Here is a 22,647-nt window from a genome sequence, read left to right on the forward strand (position 1 = left end):
GTTTATCCTCCGCTCACCATTGGAATGACGGCGACCGTGTCTCCGTCTGCAACCGTATATTCGTCCGTCTCATAGCGCTCATTGACCGCGAACATGAGACGTTCCGCTCCCGACACGCCCCGCTCGGCCAAATCCGCTCGCAAGGCGGCGATTGTTTGTGGAGCCGAAACGGTATAGGACCGGACCGCCAACTCTTCTGCCACGTGGGCAAAACATAATACCTCAATCATGTGTACGTCACTCCTTCCGGGCGTCCTGGGTGTTGTTCTTTTTGATCACCCATCCATTTCGTGCCGTCGGTCCAATGCTCCCGTTTCCAAATTGGGACAATTTCTTTAATCCGTTCGATGGCGTAACGATTCGCCTCGTATGCGTCGGCGCGATGGGAAGAACTCGTCGCGATGACGACCGCTTCTTCCATGATATCGAGTCGTCCAATCCGGTGATGGATCGCCGTCAACGCACCAGGCCAACGTTCCGCCACTTCTTTCGCGATTTGTTCGAGCATCTTCTCGGCCATCGGTACGTATGATTCATACTCCAAGAGCTCAGTCTGTTTGGAACCCGTCATTTCTCGCACCGTCCCGATAAACAGCACGACCGCCCCGACGTTTCGATGCCGGACCGTTTCGTAAAGCGCCATCGGTTCGAGCGGATGTTCATTCACTTGATACCATTTCATTCTCCATCCACCTTTCCACTAAACGCATCAACCGGTCCTTGTCTGCCACGGAATCTCCGCGCGCGATCACGTTCGTCACATCGACCGGTTGTTCATGCCCGTCTCGCACGAGCACCACTTTCGGATAATCTTTCCGTTTGTATCCCTCGATGATCACGATGTCGACGTGCGCCTCGTACCAGTTGAGGAGCAACTCAAACGTGTCGACCGCTTGCCACTCGATTAACGTCCCGTCTTCACCGATCACACTCGATAGCACGGCACCAGCCAACGCGTGACGATGCGAGTCCGTCATCGGCAAGTCGAACGTCCCTCCGTGACCGTGGTGTTTGATGACACCGACACGGAGCCCCGTCGCCGACAAGCGTGCTGTCAGCTCAGAAACGAACGATGTTTTACCGCTATTTTGATAGCCGACCACTTGTAAAATCAAAGCTGATCGATGATTCGACATCGCACCGAGTCCCCTTTTTGAAACCCTCTCGTTCCGCCTGGCAGATGAATCAACGCGTTACACGTCGCGAGTGAGGAGACGATGCCCGACTTGTCTTTCCCGCTCGGATGAACCACCGTCTGCCCGGTCGCATCAATCGTCACATGTCCACGCACGAACCGGTCGAACGGATTCGTTTTCGGGAAATCGACACCAAGTTCCGCCTGGATGACAGGTCGCTCCGCTTGCCCGAATAACGTCTTCATATACGTGCCTACAAACAGTTCCGTTCCGACAAAACACGCCGACGGATTCCCGGATAATCCAAACAACAACCGATGTTCGACGTGCGCGACCGTCGTGACGGACCCTGGCCGCATCCCAACTTTATTAAACAGCACCGTCGCCCCGAGCGCCTCATATACATCCGGTAAATAATCAAAATCTCCGACCGATACCCCGCCTGTCGTGACGACGGCATCACTCGTCCGAAGTGCCTCGTCAATCGCCCGCTTTGTCGAAGCGAACGTATCCGGCAAGATACCGCCATATGTCGCCGCGCCACCGAGTGCCTCGATTTGAGCGAGAATCATATATGCATTCGAATTATAGATTTGCCCATCGGTTTTTTTCTGTCCCGGTTCAACGAGCTCATCACCGGTCGCAAACACGGTGATGTGCGGTTTTACGTATACGTCGACCTGCTCATACCCGAACGTAGCGAGCAAGGCGATGACGCCCGGATTAATGCGGGTGCCTCGGTCAACGATATTCGTCCCCGCCGTCATATCTTCCCCACGATAGGAAATATTGGCATCGCGGGCCGGTCGCTTGAACGTCACGACTCGTTCATCCGCTTGTGCGAGCTCGAGCATGACGACCGCATCGACTCCGTCTGGAATTTTTGCCCCGGTCATGATGCGAATCGCCTCGCCGGCGCGGAGCGGTTCTCCGACGTGTCCGGCTCCCTGAACGTATTGAATGGGTAATGTCACCGGTTCATCGCGGCTCGCTCTCAACAAATCCGCGGACTGGACAGCAAAACCGTCATACGGAGATTTATTAAATGCTGGAACGTCATGCGTCGCAGTGAGATCCATCGCTAAAATCCGGCCGTTCGCTCGATACAACGGTACCGTTTCCGTCCGACCTTTCCCCGTCGCTTCTTGGACACGGATGACCGCCTCGTCAACGGCGAGCGGCTTACGAAATAGCGTCGACATCTTTTCCATTACTCCACTTCCTTTCCTAGCAATTCTTCATAATCACTCGGTGTGTTCACATTTTTAAACCAGTCCCGTTCAGCAAACGAGACGATTGTCGCCTCTGTCAAGTGAGGCATGACCGCCCGTTCGCCTCGACGTAAAGCGGCTTCGAACTGGGACAGTATCGAGCGGGGATACAAGGCGATGAGCGGATGGATTCGATTATCTGCGTAGGCGACAACCGGCTGCTTCCCGCGTTCCGTCGCAAGCCGTTCGTAAACAGTCGGCGGCAACAAGGGCGTATCACACGCACAGACGGCATACCAATCAGACGGGACGTGCCGCATGACGGTGATGATGCCGGCGAGCGGTCCCATGCCGCGCCATTCCATGTCATCTTCAAGTTGATATGAGGTCATCAACTGTCCGGCCGGTACGACGCTCCATTGGGACGTCGTCGTTGTAGCGAGTGTCTGTCGCGCCCGCTCTTCAAACGAGATGTCCTTATAACAGGCTTGCCATTTAGGGGATCCGAACCGGCGCGATTTTCCGCCTGCCAAGACGATGCCGATCATCGCGTCGCTTCCCAGACGATATGGGAGAGCTCAGGGAGAATCAAGCGAGTCATCGCCAAGTCGACGGCGCCTCGCGACCCTGGCATCGAAAAGATGATCGTATCCCCGATGCGTCCTGCTAAAGCTCGCGACAACATCGCCGCCGGTCCGATATCTTCCGTGAAGCTGACATAACGGAACAACTCGCCGAAGCCGACCATTTCTCGGTCAAGCAGCGGTCGAATCGTCTCAATGGTGACGTCCCGTTTCGTGATGCCCGTTCCCCCGGTCGTCAAGATGACGTCCATTTTTTCGTCGACCATTCGTCTGACGGCCGCTTCGATTTCAAATGAGTCATCTTTCGTGATCTCACGGTATGTGACCGTATGTGCTTCTTCTTTTAATAGCGTGCAAATATGTTCGCCAGACACGTCCGTATCCAGTGTTCGCGTATCCGAGATCGTCAAAATCGCTGCCCGGACACGCTGTGTGTTTTGATGTACATGGTTGTGTGCTTGCATCGTCTTCATCCTCCGATATAACTCATTTCAATCCGGTTACGTGTCCGACTCCCAGTTCGCGACCGTTCTTCCGAATAGCGGTCGTCCCGTACTTCCCATACCATTTTCAGTGTCATGGCAATCAATTCATCGCTCGCCCCACTGCGGAGCAATTCGCGGATATCGGTCCCGTCTTCTGCGAACAGGCACGTGTACCATTTGCCATCACTCGATAGGCGGCCTCGCGTACACGTTCCGCAGAACGGTTGGCTGACCGAAGAGATGAAGCCGACTTGCGCCCCATCCGTGTAACGGTAACGTTGTGCGACTTCTCCTAGTGTTTCGGGTGCAAGCGGTTCAAGTAATCCATTTCGTTGTTTCAACACCTCAAGAATCGATTCAGACGACACGACATGTTCGACGTTCCATTCATTCGCCGTGCCGACATCCATGAACTCGATGTAACGGAGTGTGATGTTCCGTTCTTTGAAATACGCGGCCATCGGGGCGACTTCATGATCGTTCCAGCCTTTTCGGACGACCATGTTCACTTTCACTTCGAGCCCTTGCCGTTTCGCCTCATCGATTCCTCGTAATACCGTCTCGGGCGACGTGCCGCGTCCGTTCATCATCCCGAACGTCTCGGCCGATAAGGCGTCTAGACTGACGTTGACCCGGTCGAGCCCAGCTTGCTTCAACACTTTCGCCATCCGTTCTAAATAGACGCCGTTCGTCGTCAACCCAATCGTCTCGATGGTCGTGACCGCGCGAAGGCGGCGAATCAGTTCATCGAGATTCGGCCTGAGTAGAGGTTCGCCCCCGGTCAGACGCACTTTTTTCACGCCGTGTGGGGCGATGATGCGAACGAAGCGCTCGATCTCGTCAAACGATAACAACTCATCTCGTTTTAAAAATTGGTGGTGGCGGAACGCCTCTTCCGGCATGCAGTATCGGCAACGAAAGTTACATTTATCAATGACTGAGATGCGTAAGTCTTCCAACGGTCGTCTCCGTCGATCGGTCCATGGTGTCATCTTGGTTCATCCTTTCTATCCATCAACGACAGCAGGGACCCTCACAGTCCCTGCGTCGATTTGTCAGCGAATCGGCTTTTCAGCACCGCTGCGCAAGTAATAATAAATTGTGGTGGCAATCGAAATCGCATAGAGCCCTAGCATGACGAACAACGCACCGTTGAACGAACCGACGAGCTCGAGCGACCAACCGAACATCTTCGGAATGAAGAAGGCTCCGTAAGCAGCAAACGCTGCCGAGAATCCGACTACGGCCGGTGTCTTCGTCGCCACGAACACGTGGGGAATCATCGCGAACGTCGCTCCAGAGTTGAGTCCTGTTGCGATGAACAAGACGACGAAGGAGATGAAAAACATCGTCAAGTTGCTGTTCGTGATGGCCATGATGACACTGATCGTACCGAGCGCCATGATTCCGAACACGATTAATGTCACTTTGGCCGCTCCGATCTTATCACTGATCCAGCCCCCGAACGGACGCGAAGAGGCGCCAAGGAATGCACCAAGGAAGGCGAGCGCCATCAAGTCCGACTCAGGGAACTTTAACTTTAAAATCATCGGGAACGCTGCGGCATATCCAATGAAGGAACCGAACGCCGCCGTGTAGAGCAATGTTTGAATCCAAAAATGTTTGTCTTTAAACACGCTCGCCTGTTCACGAAGCGATTGACGCGCGGTCGGTAAGTTATCCATGAACAAGTATGCGCAGACCGTCAAAATGATGGTCGGCACGACCCAAAGGAGCGCGGCGTTTTGAAGCCAAATCTCTTCGCCGGTCTCGGTCACGAGGGCGTTCCCGCCGATGAACCCGAAAATACTTGTCGTGATGACGAGCGGTGTGATCAATTGGACGAGCGAGACGCCCAAGTTCCCGATGCCTCCGTTAATCCCTAGCGCCGTCCCTTTTTTCGCTTTCGGATAAAACGCGCCGATGTTGGCGTTTGATGACGAGAAGTTTCCGCCGCCTAGTCCGCAAAGTGCGGCCAAAATCATGAATACCCAATACGGCGTATTGACGTTTTGAACGGCATAGGCGATGCCTAGGAGCGGCAACAACAAAATCGATGTCGAGAAGATCGTCCAGTTCCGACCGCCGAATATACTGTTTGCGAACGTATAGAAAAAGCGCAACGTCGCCCCGACAAGTCCAGGCAGTGCGGCCAACGTGAACAACTGGCCTTGCGTAAAGCTAAACCCGATCGAATTCAATTGGACGGCTGCGACCGACCACATTTGCCAGACGATGAATGCAAGCGTCAGTGCCGGGACCGAAACGAGCAAGTTCCGATTGGCGACTTGTTTTCCCGTTCCTTCCCAAAATCCCACATCCTCTGGCTTCCACTCGGCGAGTGCGTGTGACCCTTTGTCTAATTGTTGCATGGTCTATTCCTCCTCTTAACGGTTCAATTCGTACCCTAATCCCATCCTATCGACCGTCCTCTTAAAAAAGTGTGCCTTCTTTCACACTTATTTCGCATCTTGAGTTTTTTTCTCACCCTGTCATCAATCTGTGACAAAATCGCCTATCTTTTGTTTCTGTGACATTGAACACAGAAAAACCCTCCCCGATTCCTTACGATAAGGAATAGAGGAGGGATTAATTTGTCACATCTCATTCAAATCCACTGTGCGCCCAAAGTTCGCTTGGCGCTACAACCATATTTCTTCAGTCAAGACGGGGCCCACGTGTTCCGTGTCTTCGGCGTCGCGATCGCCGAGGCTGCGTTCACCGAGACGGGGCTCGATATCACATTCCCACTTGAAAGTCCTTTAGAAGAACTAGAAGCGCTGCACACCTTGCTCGTTCGGATCGACACTCACCATGACGTGACGATCGATGACGCACAGGCAGTCATCGGTTACTTAGGGGACGGGACCACGGTCACCGTTTATCGCCATTTCAAACGATGGCTCGACTTTTTGTCCGCAGCGCGTGTCCGCTCGATGGAAGGTGTCGTCGTCGAGGTCCGCGCCAACGGGATCAAGCTAGCCGAAGGCGTGCTCCGGTCTTATGAGTTGATGGAAGATGGCGAGTTTTATGTATCGGCCTGTACAATCGAGACCGATGGATTGGAGCATTTTGAAGGCGAGCTATCGCTTGCCGCCGTAATGTGATCAATCGATGACACAGACCGAGACCGGACAGTCCTCACAATGGTTGAGCAGTTTCAACCGGTCGAGGTCATGGATAATGATTTGACGGGAAGGGAGTGAAATAATTCCTTCTTGGGCGAGCTCGTTCAACATGCGATTCACGCGTTCACGCGATGTCCCGCAATAGTTGGCGAGCTCTTGGTTTTTCAGTTTCAAGTCGATGAGAATGCCGTCTTCGACTTCCACCCCATAGCTGTTCGCCATACGAATGAGCGTCGAGTAGAGCGCTCCTTTTTTCCCGTTCAACACCAAGTCTCTAAATTTCGTATGCTGTTTCCGCATATGTTCGTTGATCATGACCATGAACTCGCGGACGAATTCCGGGTTCGACGACAAAATCATCGTTTCAATACGCTCGATTTTGACCGCGTAAATTTCACTATCTTCTAACGCCTTGGCGTTAAATAAATATTTTGGTTCGATTGCGAATAACGTCAACTCTCCGCAACAAGCCTCAGCGCTTAAACAACGTAACGTCAATTCTTTTCCATTTTCCGTCAATTTCGAAATTTGAATCAGTCCACTCTTTACAATATAAAATTCAGCTGCGTCTTCTTGTTCTCGGAACAGAAAACCGCCTTTTGGGACATGAATGATTCGATGTGCCAATTTTTTTGTTTCCTCGAGCACCATCGCTTTACTTGAATGAGCCATTTCCACCAACCTTCCTTAAAACACGTTGCGCCATATGAAAGCTTGCCTTCATTCTAAACACAAACCCCCTCGAAACGCAATCAACATTTGGAAGCGTTTCAAGGGGAGGACTATTCTTTCGTACGATATTCAATTTTTTTCCAATATCGATATAATAAGCCGATCAATCCGACATTGATGACGGCGATGATCATATACAGTCGCATCGAGGCGTGATCATACACCATGTAGCTCTCAATTGTATATTGCAAGAGTATCATGTTCGTCGCGAGCAATATGACCAATCCGATTAAACTCCAACCGTTACGCCCCATGATGAATCTCTCTTCCGACCGCAAAAATCTTCCCGTTCTCGATTTCAAGCAAGATTTTAGGGAGTTCCCGCTGCGGCGGACCGGCCTGTGGTTGGCCGTCGACACCGAAGTAACCACGATGGCACGGACAAAGAAGAACATCTTCTTCCTCCACATAAAACACTGGGCACTGCAGATGAGTGCATTTGTTGTTATAGGCGACGAATTCACCATTCTTTAAATGAACGAGCAACGATGGTTCCGTACCCGGATATTCAAATTCGAGTGATTTCCCGCGCTCTAGCGCCTCGACCGTCGTGATGAACTGACGGTCGGTTCTCGGCTCGCTTCGAACGAAGGCCGCGATATTGAACGGGATAGTCGCGAGACCGAGTGCGATACCTGCGCCGAACGTTGATTTGATGAACGCCCGTCGATTCAGTTTCACGTCATCGGCCCGACTCAAGTTATCGACGAGTTCGGATAAGCGTTCCCGGTCTTTTGATTCATTCGACATAAGTCATCTTCCTTTCCATCTCAATCGGAATAGACGCCAAAGAATTCAGGGACGTAATTCCATTTATCGTCTTGCGAAGGCTTTTTCCCTTCGATCATGTTCATTTGGACGCGTTGACGACGGAGTTGCATCATCTCGTCATGGTCGATGAAGCGAATCGCATCCGACGGACAAACCGACGCACACATCGGCGCGATATCATGTTTGGAGCGGTCGTAACACATGTCGCACTTATACATCTTATTCTTCTCAAAGTCGAACTTCGGAATCCCGAACGGACAAGCGAACGTACAGTTCCGGCAGCCGATACATTTTTCTTCTGAAGCCGATAACACGACGCCCTCTGGCGTGATTTGAATCGCATTCGCCGGACATACTTGAGCACAAGCTGGATTTTTACACTGCATACAGATCATCGGGAACGTCTGACGGTTCTCCGAGAAATCGATATAATCCACATAGTTGCGCTCGAGCCCCTCGTGGTCTCCGCATTCGCGGCAAGCTGCCTGACAGGCCCGACAGCCGATACAACGTTCAAACTCTAAATACATGACCTTATTCATTTCGTATGAACCTCCTCATCCATGACGTGACAGCTCGTCGCAATCGCATGGTCTGCCATGAACGGCACGCTTGATCCGAGCGGGACCGTCAACGGATTAATGTGTAACGGGGTGTTGGCCGGTAACTTTTTCATTTGTACCGCACATACCTTGAACTCCGGCATGCGTGACATCGGATCGAGACACGGGTTCGTCAATTGATTGATGGCAAGCTCCTTGCCCCAATGATAAGGGACGAAGACCGTATCTTTTCGAATCGCCTTCGTCAAACGTGCTTCGACGACAATCGACCCGCGACGTGTGCGAAGCTCGACTTTGTCGCCCGTTTGAAGGCCATAACTTGATGCTAACTCCGGATGGATCTCCACGAACGGCAGTTTTGACATCGTGCTCAAGAAGTCGACACGGCGCGTCTGATTGCCCGATAAGTAATGGAAGACGACCCGACCTGTCGTGAGCGTGACCGGATATTCTTCATTCGCATATTCACCGGCCGGCCGATATGTGACGACAGGCAAATTTGCTTTTCCATTCGCCGTTCCAAACCGTTCTTTGAACATCGTAGGTGTGCCGGGATGATCTTCGGACGGACATGGCCAAAAGACACCATACTCGTCGTCGATTCGTTCCCATGTGATCCCAGAGTAGTCAGCCGCTCCACCTTTCGTCGCGATGCGGAACTCTTCCCAGATGTCACGCGCCGTCTCATACGGGAAGTACTGTCCGCGTCCCATCCGCTCAGCGATCCGCTTCATGATTTCCCAGTCTGGAAGCGAATCCCCGAGCGGTTCGCGCACTTTCCGGATCCGAATGACTCGTCCTTCTAAGTTTGTCGTCGTCCCTTCGTCTTCGGCCCACGAACAAGCCGGTAAGACGACATCAGCAAACTCACAAGATTCCGACATGAAGAAGTCACTAACGACGAAGAAATCGAGTTTGTTGAAACTGTCCCACACGTACGGAAGGTTCGGTGCCGAAACGGCTGGGTTCGAACACATGAGGTGCATCGCCCGAATCGTTCCCGCTTGAATCTCATCAAACATTTCGAACGCGGACACACCTGGTTTTGGCATCTCGGAAGGATCGATGCCCCAAACCCCGCTCACATATTCAACGGCTTTCGGGTCAGTTAATTTCCGGTAGCCTGGTAACAGGTCTGCTTTTTGTCCATGTTCTCGTCCACCTTGCCCATTCCCTTGCCCCGTCATCGTGGCGACGCCCGAAGCAAACTTCCCAATCATGCCTCGTAAGAGCGCCATCGACGTATAGAGCGAGACATTGTCGACGCCTTTTGACTGTTGTTCGACGCCGCGGGCGAACAACATGACCGAACGTGGGCTCTTCCCGTAAATATGACCGGCCTTCTCGAGCTTTTCGATGGCGACACCGGTCACCTCACTCGTCCGTTCGAGCGTCCAGTCTCGGACCGACGCTTTCAACTCTTCGTAGTTATCGCAACGCTCATCCACGTACGCTTGATCAACATAATCGTGTTCGACTAAAAAGTTGAGCAGTCCCATCGCAAGCGCCGCATCCGTCCCTGGCTTCAAATCGAGATGGACATCGGCGACGCGCGCCATCGGAATTTCACGCGGGTCGGCGACGATGATTTTCGCGCCTTTGTCTTTCGCCTTCCAAATATGTTGCGTCGTCGTCGGATGACATTCGGCGATATTCGAACCGGCGACAAAGAATGTGTCGACGTGCTCGAACTCCGTCCATGGAAGCGTCGCTCCGCGGTCAATCCCAAGTGTCTTTAAGAAACCGCCGGCAGCTGACGACATGCAGAAGCGACCGTTGTAATCGATGAACCGTGTGCCGAGTGCGACCCGGGCATACTTCCCGACGAGGTAACATTTTTCATTCGTCATCGAGACGCCGCCGAAGACGGACACCGCATCTTTCCCATGCTCTCGTTGAATGCGTTTAAAGTTCGCTTCGATCACGTCGAGCGCTTCTTCCCATGTCGCTTTTTCAAACTTGCCGTTCCGTTTGATGAGCGGAGTCATGATGCGGTCCGGATGTTCGATCGTTTGATAGGCCGTGACGCCTTTCGGACAAAGTTTTCCTTTGTTGACCGGGAAATCGTAGCGTGGTTCAACGCCTTTGACGGCCCCGGTTTTCTCATCGACCCGGATATGCATGCCGCACTGCATGCCACAGTAACAACAGTGGGTCGTGATCAACTTTTCACCCGGTTTGATTAAATTCTGTACTTCTGGCGACGTTAAAAAGTCACTCATCGTCTTCCCCTCCATAGAACGTTTCCGCTCTTCGTTTTGAAAATCCACTGACGTGATAGCCGTTAATCGTTTGAAGCGGATAATGCATCCCGTCACTTCCAGGCCGTCCGAGCGCCGAATCGAGCCGGGCCCGACGACGACAGCCGTGACAGAGGTCTTGGACCGTGTGCGCCGCATCGACTTTCACGAGTTGGTCCGACCCTTCGAGCAATTGTTTCACTTGTTCAATCTCTTCAAGCGTGCCGGTCGGTTCGCCGCACTTAACGCACAGGTGTCTCATCTTTTGCCTCACCTTTCGTCTCCTTCGGTCGGCCGAATCCTGGCATCGACATGCCTGTGTTCGTATCGACCGGGTGTGTCGGTAACTGTCCGTTCATCAAGTTCAATTGCATCTTCACACGCATCGAACGTCGACACGGTTGGCAGTAATCGGAGAGCTGGGTCCCGTCACTGAGCCCGAGCTGGATCGTCTGTGCTTGCAAAATCGCTTGGACGTCCTCGACTTGATTGTCCGTCGCATAACGTGTCCCGCACCCGGCGCAGACACGGGTCTCATCCGCTTCGACTTCCCGGTAGTTCATCGGGACGCTGGCCGCCATCGGTCGGACCGGCAAGTGGAACAGTTTACCGAACGGGAAGTAACATAAAAAGATGATGACGGTCAATTGATGGAACAAGGCGAGCTCGTGATGGATGAAGCCTCCGAAGAACACGTACGAAACGGTCAACAACAACCCCGAGACAGTGACGATGAGCAACATGAGGAGCGGTAAAATATCAAATTCGAACCGCTGGGTCACTTTCACGTCCTGGTCGTTGATCCGGCGATAGAGTGCCATGAGCACGCCGACGAGCAACATGAGCGCGGTGATGTTCAACCCGTTATAGACGAGCTCCGCGAACAACCCGTGCGCAGCCATCTTGATGGTTGGGATGTTAAAGACGACAATCTGATACGTCTCGATATCAATCAAATCAAACCGCATCCATTGGAACGTCAGCCCGAATGTGATGGCGAACGACCCGAGACATCCCCAGGCAATCAACATATGTTGGGTCCAGCGGTACCAGCCACGTTCCCAGATGAACTTCTGTAAGACGATGTTATTGACAGTTGTCGTGGCGACGGCTTTACCGGCCCGTTTCTTTTCTGCCTTCATTTGTTTGAGGCTCCGCTTCAATACTTGTGAGGTGGCCGGCCGTGCAAAAAATAACGTCAAGCGGACGACCATCCCAATCATGCAAATGACGGCGGCGATATAGTAGCCGAACAGCGCCATGTCTACGTGCTCAAATCCTGCCGAGGCGATCCATGTCGAGAGCACCAAGACGGTGAATCCTACGAACGACCACTTTGCGGCGGTCGAATAAAAATAACGATCGGACATATGTGTTCCCCCTTCTCTTTCCGAGCGACTTCATAGTTTCATCATAAAGATGACATCTCGACTTAACTGTTACTTTTTTCACAGATAAGCGATTCGAGACGTGACAGAATAATGAACGAAGGAGGTGTTCCCTTATGAAATCATCGCTTAAAATCATGTTATTCCTCACCATCGCGGCCATGCTCGTCGTCTTTTCCATCGGTTTCGTCTTCGCCAATCGAGCGACGACCGAACCAGATGTCGAGGGGTATGTGATTGAAATAAATGAATCTGACCGCACCGCACTCGTCATCAGCGGAATTACCGCAGAAGAGGCCACGCTCTCTCCTGACACCTTGTTCGCACAAAGTGAACCGGAAGACGTAAGCTGGTTCAAGTTTCAAGTGAAAGCCACGTTCGAGCAAATCACTGTCGGAGACCACGTCCACATTTGGAAAAAGACCGGTCCGAGTATCTTAAATACTCCGAACCGGTCTTATGTGAAAAAAATCGACGTGATCGACTAATATGAACGCTTGCCATAACGTTCACTCAGCCAGAGGACTAAAAACACCAAACCAACCAACCATCCGCTCCAGACGAGCGCCTGGGTCATATCTCCGTTGATTGTCGCCATATAAATCGCTGTGGCGAGCGTCATCGTCTCGCCCGGGATATTTCCGGCAATCATCATCGTGATCCCAAACTCGCCGATTGACCGTGCGAAACCAAGGACAAACCCACTCGTCAACGCAGGTAACAGCAGCGGAATCGTCACGTAGGTGAACAGTTGGCGCTCTGACCCACCGAGCACGCGTCCGGCCTCATACCATTCCGCATCGAGTTGTTTAAGACCGAGACGAATCGTTTGGTAGATGAGCGGAAACGCGGCCAAGGCGGATGCGATGATGTTCGCCTGTTTCGTGAACAAGATCGTAATCGGTAACAATCCGCCGATCCCGTTGTTCCCGAGGACAATCAAGGCGTATAGTCCGATGACTGTCGGCGGCAAGATGAGCGGCAGTAAAAACACCGTCTCGAGCAGCCGCTTTCCTTTGAATTGACGGTGATGCATGAAATAAGCCGCTCCGAAGGCGAGGACGAAGGCGCTCACCGTCGCCATCATCCCGACTTCGAATGTGAGTTGAAGTGGATGTTGCGTCATTTAGAAAATCCTTTCGCTAAAAAGTGAGCTTGGATATCATCGTCAAACAAACGCGCGTACACATCGTGTACGTATGGGTTGTGCGTCAACCGGACCGCCGGATACGCGATCGTACCCGTCGCTTCAAACGGGACCGACTGAAGCGACTCGACGTCCGTCGTCAGTTCCGTCTTATAGACGAATCCCGCATTGGCGTCGCCTTGTTCGATGAGCGTCAATACTTGTCTTACATTCTGGGCGAACATGATTCGCGGTTCCACTTCTTCCCACACGCCTTCCACTTCTAGCGCCGCTTTCGCGTAGCGACCGGCCGGGACATTGACCGGGTCACCGATGACGATCCGAGCACATGCGTTTAAGTCGTACCATGTCTCCGCGCACGGTTTCCCTTTCGGTGTCACGAGCCACAGCTCGTTATACAAGAACGCATCCCGCTCTAGAATCGGGATTTGTAGTCGGTCGACATCATCAACGCTCGCGGCTAAAAAGATATCTGCCGGAGACCCGTGATCGATTTGTGCTCGCAAGGCGCCGCTCCCGTTCGTCACGACTCGAACATCGATCCCATCGAACTCTGCTTCAAGTTGTCGCTCGACCGCTTCTAAAGCCGGTCCTAAGCTTGCCGCCGCCAAAATGGTCACGGTGTCCTCCGAATCTGAACTCGACCAGACTTGACTTAGTAATAAGGCGACCGTCACCCCTACGATGACTTCACTCACCCGTTTCATGATTAATCACTCCTTTGCCTCCCCTTTATCGTAGCGCTTGATTTGCCTCCCATCTGTATCAAACGTCACAAAAAGACACCTCTACGTAAGTAGGGGTGTGCCACTGCTTAAGCGAACGTGCGCGCCCGCGGGAATAAAATGTTGTTTTCGAGATGAATGTGTTCAAACGTATCCGATTCGAGCGCTTCTAACCGTTGATAGACAAGACGATACGTCCCACACGCTCCTTCAGGCGGCGTATAGTCGTTTGTGATGTGACGCAACTCTTTTAAAATGTCCCCGGCTGCTGCATGTTCTGACTCGAGCGAGGCCAAGATGTCATCAAGCTCCCGTCTCGTTTCAACTGTCGGTGCGGTCTCGTGACGAAGCAGCGTCGGGAAGTCTTCTGTCTCTTCTTTGACGATATGTTGTTCAAGTTCCACTTTCAATTGATTGAACAGTTGATGAATGCGTCCGAGGTGCGGATGATTTTGTCCGTGGACCCGGAACACTTTTGTCACATATGGTGTGAGCTGTGGCAATTCGTCCGTCAAAAATTGGTGATGCTTATAAATGATGTGCTCAATCAATTCCGAAGAAGAAGCGGCATCCCAATCGATGCTCTTCTCGTTCATCTCTTGCTTGCGTTGATAGAGCGCATTAACTTCTTCTAAAATGTCTTCCGTTGACCGTTTCGATTTGTCAGTCGCTTCGGCGAGTGGTCGGTTGCCGCCACAACAAAAATCGATTCGGTTCCGTTTGAAAATGTCTGCCGCTTGCGGGCATTGTTTGACGATTTCAGATACGTGCGTATCGCCCGTGAATGTCTGTGTCATCTGTCATAACCTCCATATTCATTTTGACATGTTCAGCGTAGCAAGAGTTCGACAACAAAAATGTGAAATACGTCACATTTAAGTGAACAGGATGCAGGTGTTCCAAATTTGGACACAAAAAACCCCTCTTGTCGAGGGGCATCGCTCAATGCAACGGTGTTTCAAACTGTTCAGTCTCGGTCGAACCTGCGAGCGCTGTCGTTGATGATTGTCCACCTGAGATGACGAGCGAGATTTCATCGAAGTAACCCGTTCCGACTTCACGCTGATGACGTGTCGCCGTGTAACCATGTACTTCAGCCGCAAATTCTGCTTGCTGTAACTCCGAGTACGCCGCCATGCCACGATCTTTGTAACCGCGTGCGAGCTCAAACATGCCGAAGTTGAGCGCGTGGAATCCAGCGAGTGTAACGAACTGGAACTTGTATCCCATTGCGCCGATTTCTTGTTGGAACGTGGCGATCTCTTCGTCTGACAGCTTCTTCTTCCAGTTGAACGATGGCGAGCAGTTGTAAGCGAGAAGTTTGCCTGGATACTTCGCATGAATCGCTTCGGCAAATTGACGTGCCTCTGCCAAATCTGGTTCGGACGTTTCACACCAGACGAGGTCTGCATACGGTGCATAAGCGAGACCACGAGCGATTGCTTGCTCGATACCAGCTTCCGTACGATAGAAGCCTTCCGGCGTACGCTCTCCAATGATGAACGGATGATCGATTGGGTCGATGTCGCTCGTGATCAAGTTCGCCGCGTGCGCATCTGTCCGCGCTACGATGATTGTCGGGACACCCATGACGTCTGCCGCGAGTCGAGCCGAAATCAAGTTTTTCACAGCCGTCTGCGTCGGGAGTAACACCTTCCCACCGAGGTGACCACATTTCTTCTCAGACGAGAGCTGGTCTTCAAGGTGAACGCCGGCTGCCCCCGCTTCAATCATTGCCTTCGTCAGTTCGAATACGTTGAGTACCCCACCAAAACCGGCTTCCATATCCGCGACAATCGGTGCGAACCAATGCGTGTCGCCTTTCCCTTCTGCCGTTTGAATTTGGTCAGCACGTTGAAGCGCTTGGTTGATTCGTTTGACGACACTTGGCACCGAGTTGGCCGGATATAGACTCTGGTCCGGATACATGTGACCCGACAAGTTCGCATCCGCCGCTACTTGCCAACCACTCAAATAGATGGCTTCGAGTCCTGCTTTCACTTGCTGAATCGCCTGGTTCCCTGTCAACGCACCTAGTGCATGGACGTAGTCACGCTCGTGCATCAATTGCCACAGGCGTTCCGCTCCCTTTGTCGCAAGTGTATGTTCAATCACGATAGACCCTCGTAATTTCATGACGTCTTCTACAGAGTATGGACGTTCTATCCCTTCAAATCGTTCTGACTTCCAGCTGTTCATCAATTCTTCGCGTTTTTTCATCAATAAACCCTCCTGTATTATATTAATTTTATAAAATCGAATTTGTTATATAACAGATGGTGCAAACGAAATGATTTAGTCGAGGTAAGCGCAGCACTCCAAGGCTGCCTTGAACGTCGAATGCTCCATCCCGCAGCAACGACAGACATTTTCTTCGTCACGGTCCTCCGGTTTGCGGAAAACGACGACTTCATCGATCGGCTCTTTCATGATTTGGAGCGAACCGTCTGCACGATCCAAGACGAGGCGCATCAAGTCGTTGCCGTATACGAATGCCGTATTCGCCAAAGATGCTGTCGATTCTCCAGATACGATGCGGCGGACGACCCAACGTTCAATCAACTGTTCGCTTTCCATTTTTTTCGTTGTCATGATGAGGTTCCTCCTTTAAGGTTTAATTCCACAGTTTTACGTTTCATAAATTCACGGCGGCGACGATGCAAGATTGGCTCCGTGTACCCGTTTGGCTGTTTCAATCCATGAAACACGAGTTCGTGGGCGGCTTGATAGGCGATTGACTGATCGACGTTCGGCGTCATCGGTCGATAATTCTGGTCTGACTCGTTTTGCTCATCGACGACTCGTGCCATCCGATAAAGGGTGACCTCGACTTGTTCTGCTGAACAGATGCCGTGATGCAACCAGTTGGCCACGTGTTGACTCGAAATCCGGAGTGTCGCCCGGTCTTCCATCAGTCCGATATGGTGAATATCCGGCACTTTCGAACAACCGACACCTTGTTCGACCCAACGAACGACGTACCCGAGCAATCCTTGCAAATTGTTCTCAAGCTCTTCTTTGATCTCTTCTTGCGAATAGATGCGCGTCGCGAGCGGGATATCAAGAAGCTGTTGTCGTTCGTGTTTCAAAACAGGCTGTTGCATCAATTCTCGCTGTACATCAAAAGCATCAAGTTGATGATAGTGCATCGCATGGAGTGTCGCCGCGGTCGGTGAAGGCACCCATGCCGTCGTTGCCCCGGAGCGTACGTGCGCCATTTTTTCACGCATCATGTCCTGCATCCGGTCGGGCATCGCCCACATCCCTTTTCCGATTTGTGCTTGATGATGGAACCCACTCTCGAGACCGGTTGATACATTCAACCGTTCATATGCAGCGAGCCAAGGTGACGTCTTCATTTCTCCCTTCCGACGCATCGGTCCGAGTGTCATCGAGGAATGAATCTCGTCTCCCGTCCGGTCGAGGAAGCCCGTGTTAATGAAGACGACACGCTCTTTTACTTGCGCGATACAATTTTTCAAGTTGAGCGACGTTCGTCTCTCTTCATCCATCACGCCGACTTTTAACGTATAGCGAGGAAGGTCCAGCAGATTTTCCACGGCATCAAACAAAACATTGGTGAATGCCACTTCTTCAGAGCCGTGCATTTTCGGTTTGACGATGTAAATCGATCCTTCCCGAGAGTTGAGACGACGATGAAGATGGCGACTTGCGATCAGTGAAGTGAAGATGGCATCCACGATTCCTTCTGGCACCTCGCGCCCTGCTGCATCAAGGATCAAGTCCGTCGTCATCAAGTGTCCGACGTTCCGAATGAATAAGAGCGCGCGTCCTGGGAGGACGACTTCTGCTCCATCTTTTCCAATCAAACGTTTATCTTCGTTTAAGCGCCGAGAGAGTCGCTTCCCATTCTTTTGGAACGAGGCTTCAAGCGTCCCATCCATCAGACCGAGCCAATTACGATACAGATGAACTTTGTCTTCCGCACAAACGGCTGCGACCGAGTCCTCACAATCCACGATTGCGGATAGGGCTGATTCGAGCTCGATGTCCATCAGTCCAGCAGGATCGACCTTTCCGACCGGATGCTCGCGGTCAAATTGAAGTTCAACGTGTAAGGCATGGTGTCTGAGCATCAACGTCTTCAACTCGTTCGGTTCCCCGGTGTAACCGACGAAGGAATCATCTGCGAGCGAATGCTCGACGTCCCCGATTACCGCATAGGCGACATCGTCACGAACGACGTATCGTGTCACTTCCTTGTGCGACCCTGATGGTAGCGGGAACGTGTCATCTAGAAACTGTTTCGCCAACCGAATGACCTCATTACCGCGAACGGGATTGTATGCTCGCCCCTTTTCCATACCGTCTGTCTCGTCAATCATGTCCGTCCCATAAATGGCGTCGTAGAGACTTCCCCATCTGGCGTTGGCGGCATTGAGTGCATATCTCGCATTGTCTAACGGGACGACGAGTTGCGGTCCAGCTTGATGCGCGATTTCGCGATCGACATTCGACACGTCGATCTGAAAATCTTCGACGACCGGTTCGATATAGCCGATTGACGTTAAAAATGTCTCATATTCGATTGGATCGACCTCGTCTTGCCGACTGTACCACTCCTGTAACAATCGTTCATATGTCGTGCGCTGCTCTAGAAGTGTCTGATTCACTGGAATGAAACGCTCTAGAAGCGATTCGACGCCTTCCCAAAAAGCGTTGATTTCATGGGGTTCAAGTACGTTTTTATTCACAAATTCGAGCAGTTTCTCATGAATATGATACGTATCTAGTCGTTCATAGTGTTCCAAGCGTTCATATCCTCCTTTAATCATTGTTATATATCAGTTGATTACAATATAGACTATTATATAACAGTTTGACAACCCATTTCTCAAAACTTTTTATTTGAAATCCTGTGAAGATGGGTTTACTATACATTGTGTGACCCATCAATGATTGAGTCATCAATGATTTGAGGAGGCGATGTGCATGCGAGATTCTTGCTCGCTTCGTGATCAAATTCTCTATCACATCATCACGGTACAAAAAGAATTAGGGCAATTATTCGACTCTGAAATGGACGGGCTCAGCTTGAGTCGCTACGACATTTTGAGCAATTTGTATCACGTCGGTCCATTGCGGCAACGTGAATTGCAACAGCGCGTCGATGTCGACCATGCCGCCATCACCCGACACCTGAAACAATTAGAGACACAAGGACTCATCACGCGGAGACGCTGTGAACAAGATAACCGTGTCATCTATGTCGAGTTGACAGACGAGGGTCGTGAACAAATTGCACATTGGACTGAGCAAAAAGAGTGCTTAACGGACCGACTTTTTGTCAACATGAAGGTAGAGGATCAACAACAGTTACTAGCATCACTCACGATGTTACAAGATACTATTGACCATGAAAGGAAGACTACAATATGAACACTGCCACACAAAAAGACTTTATGGAGATTGTCAAAGGACGCCGCTCGATTCGTGTATACGATGAGAACGTCAAAATTTCAAAAGAAGAAATGACACAAATTCTTGAAGAAGCGACAACAGCTCCTTCATCCCTTAACTTACAGCCATGGCGCTTCGTCGTCATCGATAGCGCAGAAGGAAAAGAAACACTCCTCCCACTCGCAAGCTTCAACAAACGCCAAGTGGAAACATCTTCAGCTGTGATCGCACTCTTCGCCGACTATCAGATGGCAGATTACACAGAAGAGATTTTCGATACAGCAGTAGAGCGCGGTATGATGCCGGCTGAGGTCCGTGACCGTCAAGTCGACATGATCAAAGGCATCTTCAAAGATGCACCGAAAGAAATGATCAAAGATAGCATCATGCTCGATTCAGGTCTCGTTGCGATGCAGCTCATGCTCGTCGCACGTGCACACGGATATGACACAAACCCAATCGGCGGATACGACAAAGCGAACATCGCTGAAGCGTTCGGCCTCGACAAAGAACGTTACCTCCCAGTCATGCTTCTCTCAATCGGGAAAGCAGCAGAAGAAGGGTATCCATCAGTCCGCTTCCCAGTCGACCGCATCACAGACTGGAAATAATTCAAAAGAGTCAATCGCCCCGGCGATTGACTCAGGCTGTTGACGAACCAAATCGCATATGGCGATTTGGTTCGTCTTTTTTTATGTTCAACGAGCTTGAGGCGTTCTGCCCGACAAAAGATTGAAGAAATGTTATGTAGACGGTCCTTTCTGGCCAACAGGTTGGCCAGCTTCTTCATGTTTTGTGCGGTGGCTGCCACCAGATTGGCGCGTTGGACCTTCGCGGTCCCCCTGTAGAAGGTGAAACGGAGCCCGTGGAGCTCTTTCCCATCGGCGAACGAGCGCTCGACGGTCTGCGGCCGCAGTCGGTAGAGGGATTTCCCGGACGCGGACAGGCGGTTCTCGTTCACCTGCTCGCGGTAATGTTCATCGACGTGGCGTGTGATGTCCCTTCGGTGCGTCCGGCTGGACGTGCACTTCTCGAGGAGAGGGCAGTTCTGACAGATGGAGGGGTCGGAGACGTAATGGTGATAGCCGTGGCGGTCCGTCGTCTGATAGGTGAGGCGCTGTCGCGCCGGACAGAGATACGCATCTTCCTCGGGCAGGTACGTGTACCGGGTCTTGCGGAACATCCCCTTCTTCCCACCGAAACGCCTCCGGGCGATGACCCCGAAGATGCCCCGTTCGACGAGCGCCTTCGCGATCCCGGTCGTGAAGTAGCCTGCATCGAGTGCGACCGCCTCGAGCGGGAAATGGAAACGTTCGAGGACATGGTCGAGCCGATTGAGATAGACGGTGCTGTCCGAGACGTTCCCGGGTGTGACGTGTACATCGACGATGAAATTGTGCTTGGCGTCGACCGTCCGATGCGCCAGCCAGAAAAAGCCTTCCGGCTTCTGGTCACGATACATGTATCCCGCATCCGGGTCGGTCCGGCTCACCTTGACGAGCCGGCGCTCCCTCTTCTCAGATGCCGGTTTCAGTTCTTTTTTCCGCGTTCGGCCCGTTCCTCGTTCACGCGGGTGAGAAGCTCGTCCTCGATCGCACCGACGACCCGTTCGACCTCGACCTTGTCGAATTTCTTCTTGTTCGCGTTCGCCCGGATGTGCGTGGAATCCGTGATCAGGATGCGCCCGGAGACGAGACCGTGAGATTCCGCCTGTCGGACGATGTCCTCGAAGATTTGTTGGAACACGTCGTTCCCCTGGAAGCGTCGGCGGTAGGCCTGGCTGATCGTCGAATGGTCGGGAACCTTCTCATCGATGCCGAGACCGAGGAACCAGCGATAGGCGAGGTTCGTCTGAACCTCCCTCACGGTCTGGCGCACGGAACGGATGTTGAACAGGGGTCCGAGTAGGATGATCTTGATGATGATCTCCGGATCGATGCCGGGCGTACCGGTGTTCGAATAGAGCGGGGCGCAGAGCCGGTGCACGATCGAGAAGTCGATGTGACGGTCGAGTCTCCGGACGAGATGATCCTGCGGGACCAGCTGGTCCAACGTGGTCTTGGACTGGATCGGTTCATGTCGTTTCTCAGAATGGGCGCGATACATATCGGGTTCCTCCTTTTGATGACGGGCGAACTTGGTGTTTACCTTCTTCTTTCCCCGTTTGTAAGGGTTCGAAGTATGTATCGGGCTTTTTCTTCGGCCATCGAGGCCTCAGAAAAAGACAAATGGCCGCCAAAGGTGGCGACCATTCGTGTGACTCGTCCCACGGCGCCCCGACTCCTGCAGGAAAGCAATCCGACGGAGACCCAGCAGCGACCTGAGTCGCGATGCGGCTCCGGGATTGCCTGCGGAAAGCGTGGGCGCCGGAAGGACGAGTTCGAACATCTTATTTGTCAACAAGCTGAGTCAATCGCCCCGGCGATTGACTCTTTTTTTCATCCAATATATTTGACGACTTCGTTAAAGTCACGACGTGTTTTCGGTGCAAAGTCGCGCGCTCGATACCCAAATGCGACCATGACTGAAAGTGACCATTCCCCACGTTCCATCACACCTTCTGAGATTAACAACTCATCAATCTCCTCTTGATTGAACCCTTCAATCGGGCATGAATCAATTTCGATTTGTGCGGCAGCAGTCATCATGTTTCCGAGTGGGATATATGTCTGACGCTTGATCCATTCCTGGAAGACACGCTCATCGTCTAAGAGACGGTAGTCGTTCTCCTGGAACTCTTGCACTCGTTTCACGCGCTGTGCGTACTCTTCTTCCGTCCGTCCTTGTACGCCTGTGACGATGTGACGAATATAGTCTGCATCGTAACGCATGGCTTTCGGTGTTCTTGCGAGGATCAACACAAAGTGACTGGCAGTCAGGGCCTGACCTTGCGCTCCCCATGCATGATCTTTAATCTTTTGGAGTAAATCTTCCCGACGCACCACGACGAATTGCCATGGCTCGAATCCGAACGAACTCGGCGAAAGACGTCCCGTCTCTAAAATGAACTCCATGTCCTCTTCTTTGATTTTACGATCCGCATCGAACGCTTTCGTCGCTTGACGCCAACGATATGCCTCTAAAATGTCTTTCTTTTTCATCGTGCTCACTCCTCC

At 51.9% G+C, this 22,647-nt stretch carries 26 protein-coding genes and 1 pseudogene; 4 read left to right on the forward strand and 23 right to left on the reverse strand.

All coding sequences use genetic code 11. The features are described from left to right. Positions 1 to 2: 2 nt before the first annotated feature. The 8 genes from KD909_RS14015 to KD909_RS14050 form a co-directional block, all read right to left on the reverse strand. On the reverse strand, positions 3 to 230 hold the full coding sequence (locus tag KD909_RS14015) for a MoaD/ThiS family protein (RefSeq protein WP_015880400.1): 228 nt from the start codon (positions 228 to 230) through the stop codon (positions 3 to 5). After that, the gene (locus KD909_RS14020; RefSeq protein ID WP_015880399.1) at positions 227 to 682 is read right to left on the reverse strand and encodes a molybdenum cofactor biosynthesis protein MoaE; all 456 of its coding nucleotides are present in this window, start codon (positions 680 to 682) and stop codon (positions 227 to 229) included. Before KD909_RS14020 ends, KD909_RS14015 begins: the two co-directional genes overlap by 4 nt. Then, on the reverse strand, positions 660 to 1,136 hold the full coding sequence (mobB, locus tag KD909_RS14025) for a molybdopterin-guanine dinucleotide biosynthesis protein B (protein ID WP_015880398.1): 477 nt from the start codon (positions 1,134 to 1,136) through the stop codon (positions 660 to 662). Before mobB ends, KD909_RS14020 begins: the two co-directional genes overlap by 23 nt. Then, positions 1,112 to 2,347 carry a molybdopterin molybdotransferase MoeA gene (gene glp / locus KD909_RS14030; RefSeq protein WP_015880397.1) on the reverse strand — a complete coding sequence of 412 codons (1,236 nt, stop codon included), beginning with the start codon at positions 2,345 to 2,347 and terminating at the stop codon, positions 1,112 to 1,114. The genes mobB and glp overlap by 25 nt, the downstream gene beginning before the upstream one ends. Beyond that, complete coding sequence (locus KD909_RS14035; RefSeq protein ID WP_211781930.1) at positions 2,347 to 2,895, reverse strand: molybdenum cofactor guanylyltransferase; 549 nt, start codon at positions 2,893 to 2,895, stop codon at positions 2,347 to 2,349. Before KD909_RS14035 ends, glp begins: the two co-directional genes overlap by 1 nt. Further along, on the reverse strand, positions 2,892 to 3,395 hold the full coding sequence (locus KD909_RS14040; RefSeq protein WP_015880395.1) for a MogA/MoaB family molybdenum cofactor biosynthesis protein: 504 nt from the start codon (positions 3,393 to 3,395) through the stop codon (positions 2,892 to 2,894). Before KD909_RS14040 ends, KD909_RS14035 begins: the two co-directional genes overlap by 4 nt. A gap of 5 nt (positions 3,396 to 3,400) precedes the next feature. Next, positions 3,401 to 4,408: a GTP 3',8-cyclase MoaA gene (gene moaA / locus KD909_RS14045; protein ID WP_211781931.1), complete on the reverse strand. Its 1,008-nt coding sequence runs from the start codon at positions 4,406 to 4,408 to the stop codon at positions 3,401 to 3,403. A 63-nt stretch (positions 4,409 to 4,471) separates the two neighbouring features. After that, positions 4,472 to 5,788 carry an MFS transporter gene (locus tag KD909_RS14050; protein WP_211781932.1) on the reverse strand — a complete coding sequence of 439 codons (1,317 nt, stop codon included), beginning with the start codon at positions 5,786 to 5,788 and terminating at the stop codon, positions 4,472 to 4,474. Positions 5,789 to 6,010: 222 nt separating this feature from the next. On the opposite strand from KD909_RS14050, the gene KD909_RS14055 reads away from it, so the two are divergent. Next, positions 6,011 to 6,523: a hypothetical protein gene (locus KD909_RS14055; RefSeq protein WP_211781933.1), complete on the forward strand. Its 513-nt coding sequence runs from the start codon at positions 6,011 to 6,013 to the stop codon at positions 6,521 to 6,523. Here the strand turns inward: KD909_RS14055 and KD909_RS14060 are convergent, their stop codons facing one another. The 7 genes from KD909_RS14060 to KD909_RS14090 all read right to left on the reverse strand — a co-directional run bounded on the left by KD909_RS14060 (position 6,524) and on the right by KD909_RS14090 (position 12,220). Further along, the gene (locus KD909_RS14060) at positions 6,524 to 7,216 is read right to left on the reverse strand and encodes a Crp/Fnr family transcriptional regulator (protein WP_034780597.1); all 693 of its coding nucleotides are present in this window, start codon (positions 7,214 to 7,216) and stop codon (positions 6,524 to 6,526) included. A gap of 110 nt (positions 7,217 to 7,326) precedes the next feature. Beyond that, positions 7,327 to 7,530, reverse strand: coding sequence for a hypothetical protein (locus KD909_RS14065; protein ID WP_034780595.1), 204 nt, complete (start codon positions 7,528 to 7,530; stop codon positions 7,327 to 7,329). Further along, complete coding sequence (locus KD909_RS14070) at positions 7,520 to 8,026, reverse strand: QcrA and Rieske domain-containing protein (protein WP_015880389.1); 507 nt, start codon at positions 8,024 to 8,026, stop codon at positions 7,520 to 7,522. The genes KD909_RS14065 and KD909_RS14070 overlap by 11 nt, the downstream gene beginning before the upstream one ends. 20 nt (positions 8,027 to 8,046) lie before the next feature. Beyond that, positions 8,047 to 8,589: a 4Fe-4S dicluster domain-containing protein gene (locus KD909_RS14075; RefSeq protein WP_015880388.1), complete on the reverse strand. Its 543-nt coding sequence runs from the start codon at positions 8,587 to 8,589 to the stop codon at positions 8,047 to 8,049. Continuing rightward, complete coding sequence (locus KD909_RS14080) at positions 8,586 to 10,832, reverse strand: molybdopterin oxidoreductase family protein (protein WP_211781934.1); 2,247 nt, start codon at positions 10,830 to 10,832, stop codon at positions 8,586 to 8,588. Before KD909_RS14080 ends, KD909_RS14075 begins: the two co-directional genes overlap by 4 nt. After that, positions 10,825 to 11,112, reverse strand: coding sequence for a hypothetical protein (locus KD909_RS14085; RefSeq protein WP_034780588.1), 288 nt, complete (start codon positions 11,110 to 11,112; stop codon positions 10,825 to 10,827). The genes KD909_RS14080 and KD909_RS14085 overlap by 8 nt, the downstream gene beginning before the upstream one ends. Then, complete coding sequence (locus KD909_RS14090) at positions 11,093 to 12,220, reverse strand: MFS transporter (RefSeq protein WP_015880386.1); 1,128 nt, start codon at positions 12,218 to 12,220, stop codon at positions 11,093 to 11,095. The genes KD909_RS14085 and KD909_RS14090 overlap by 20 nt, the downstream gene beginning before the upstream one ends. A 134-nt stretch (positions 12,221 to 12,354) precedes the next feature. On the opposite strand from KD909_RS14090, the gene KD909_RS14095 reads away from it, so the two are divergent. Beyond that, complete coding sequence (locus KD909_RS14095) at positions 12,355 to 12,726, forward strand: DUF3221 domain-containing protein (RefSeq protein ID WP_034780581.1); 372 nt, start codon at positions 12,355 to 12,357, stop codon at positions 12,724 to 12,726. Here KD909_RS14095 and modB read toward each other — a convergent pair. The 6 genes from modB to KD909_RS14125 all read right to left on the reverse strand — a co-directional run bounded on the left by modB (position 12,723) and on the right by KD909_RS14125 (position 18,882). Continuing rightward, positions 12,723 to 13,364, reverse strand: a complete 642-nt coding sequence (gene modB / locus KD909_RS14100) for a molybdate ABC transporter permease subunit (RefSeq protein ID WP_211781935.1) — start codon at positions 13,362 to 13,364, stop codon at positions 12,723 to 12,725. The two genes, KD909_RS14095 and modB, sit on opposite strands and share 4 nt — an antisense overlap. Continuing rightward, positions 13,361 to 14,092 carry a molybdate ABC transporter substrate-binding protein gene (gene modA / locus KD909_RS14105; RefSeq protein ID WP_015880383.1) on the reverse strand — a complete coding sequence of 244 codons (732 nt, stop codon included), beginning with the start codon at positions 14,090 to 14,092 and terminating at the stop codon, positions 13,361 to 13,363. The genes modB and modA overlap by 4 nt, the downstream gene beginning before the upstream one ends. Before the next feature lie 107 nt (positions 14,093 to 14,199). Beyond that, positions 14,200 to 14,907, reverse strand: a complete 708-nt coding sequence (gene ric / locus KD909_RS14110) for an iron-sulfur cluster repair di-iron protein (protein ID WP_211781936.1) — start codon at positions 14,905 to 14,907, stop codon at positions 14,200 to 14,202. A 145-nt stretch (positions 14,908 to 15,052) separates the two neighbouring features. Further along, on the reverse strand, positions 15,053 to 16,330 hold the full coding sequence (aceA, locus tag KD909_RS14115) for an isocitrate lyase (protein WP_211781937.1): 1,278 nt from the start codon (positions 16,328 to 16,330) through the stop codon (positions 15,053 to 15,055). A gap of 75 nt (positions 16,331 to 16,405) precedes the next feature. After that, positions 16,406 to 16,702: a hypothetical protein gene (locus KD909_RS14120; protein WP_015880380.1), complete on the reverse strand. Its 297-nt coding sequence runs from the start codon at positions 16,700 to 16,702 to the stop codon at positions 16,406 to 16,408. Then, the gene (locus tag KD909_RS14125) at positions 16,699 to 18,882 is read right to left on the reverse strand and encodes a malate synthase G (RefSeq protein ID WP_249199046.1); all 2,184 of its coding nucleotides are present in this window, start codon (positions 18,880 to 18,882) and stop codon (positions 16,699 to 16,701) included. The genes KD909_RS14120 and KD909_RS14125 overlap by 4 nt, the downstream gene beginning before the upstream one ends. A 181-nt stretch (positions 18,883 to 19,063) precedes the next feature. Between KD909_RS14125 and KD909_RS14130 the strand changes: the two genes are divergently transcribed. Continuing rightward, positions 19,064 to 19,510 carry a MarR family winged helix-turn-helix transcriptional regulator gene (locus tag KD909_RS14130; protein WP_015880378.1) on the forward strand — a complete coding sequence of 149 codons (447 nt, stop codon included), beginning with the start codon at positions 19,064 to 19,066 and terminating at the stop codon, positions 19,508 to 19,510. Further along, the gene (locus KD909_RS14135) at positions 19,507 to 20,142 is read left to right on the forward strand and encodes a nitroreductase family protein (RefSeq protein WP_015880377.1); all 636 of its coding nucleotides are present in this window, start codon (positions 19,507 to 19,509) and stop codon (positions 20,140 to 20,142) included. Before KD909_RS14130 ends, KD909_RS14135 begins: the two co-directional genes overlap by 4 nt. Before the next feature lie 149 nt (positions 20,143 to 20,291). Here KD909_RS14135 and KD909_RS14140 read toward each other — a convergent pair. Together KD909_RS14140 and KD909_RS14145 are read right to left on the reverse strand one after the other, a co-directional pair. Continuing rightward, positions 20,292 to 21,637, reverse strand: a pseudogene (locus tag KD909_RS14140) (IS1182 family transposase); the annotation flags it as partial. A gap of 332 nt (positions 21,638 to 21,969) precedes the next feature. Continuing rightward, entirely contained in the window at positions 21,970 to 22,632 is a 663-nt protein-coding gene (locus tag KD909_RS14145) for an NAD(P)H-dependent oxidoreductase (RefSeq protein ID WP_015880376.1), read from the reverse strand. Positions 22,633 to 22,647: the final 15 nt, after the last annotated feature.

Source organism: Exiguobacterium sp. PFWT01 (genome assembly GCF_018255795.1).
Classification (GTDB): Bacteria; Bacillota; Bacilli; order Exiguobacteriales; family Exiguobacteriaceae; genus Exiguobacterium.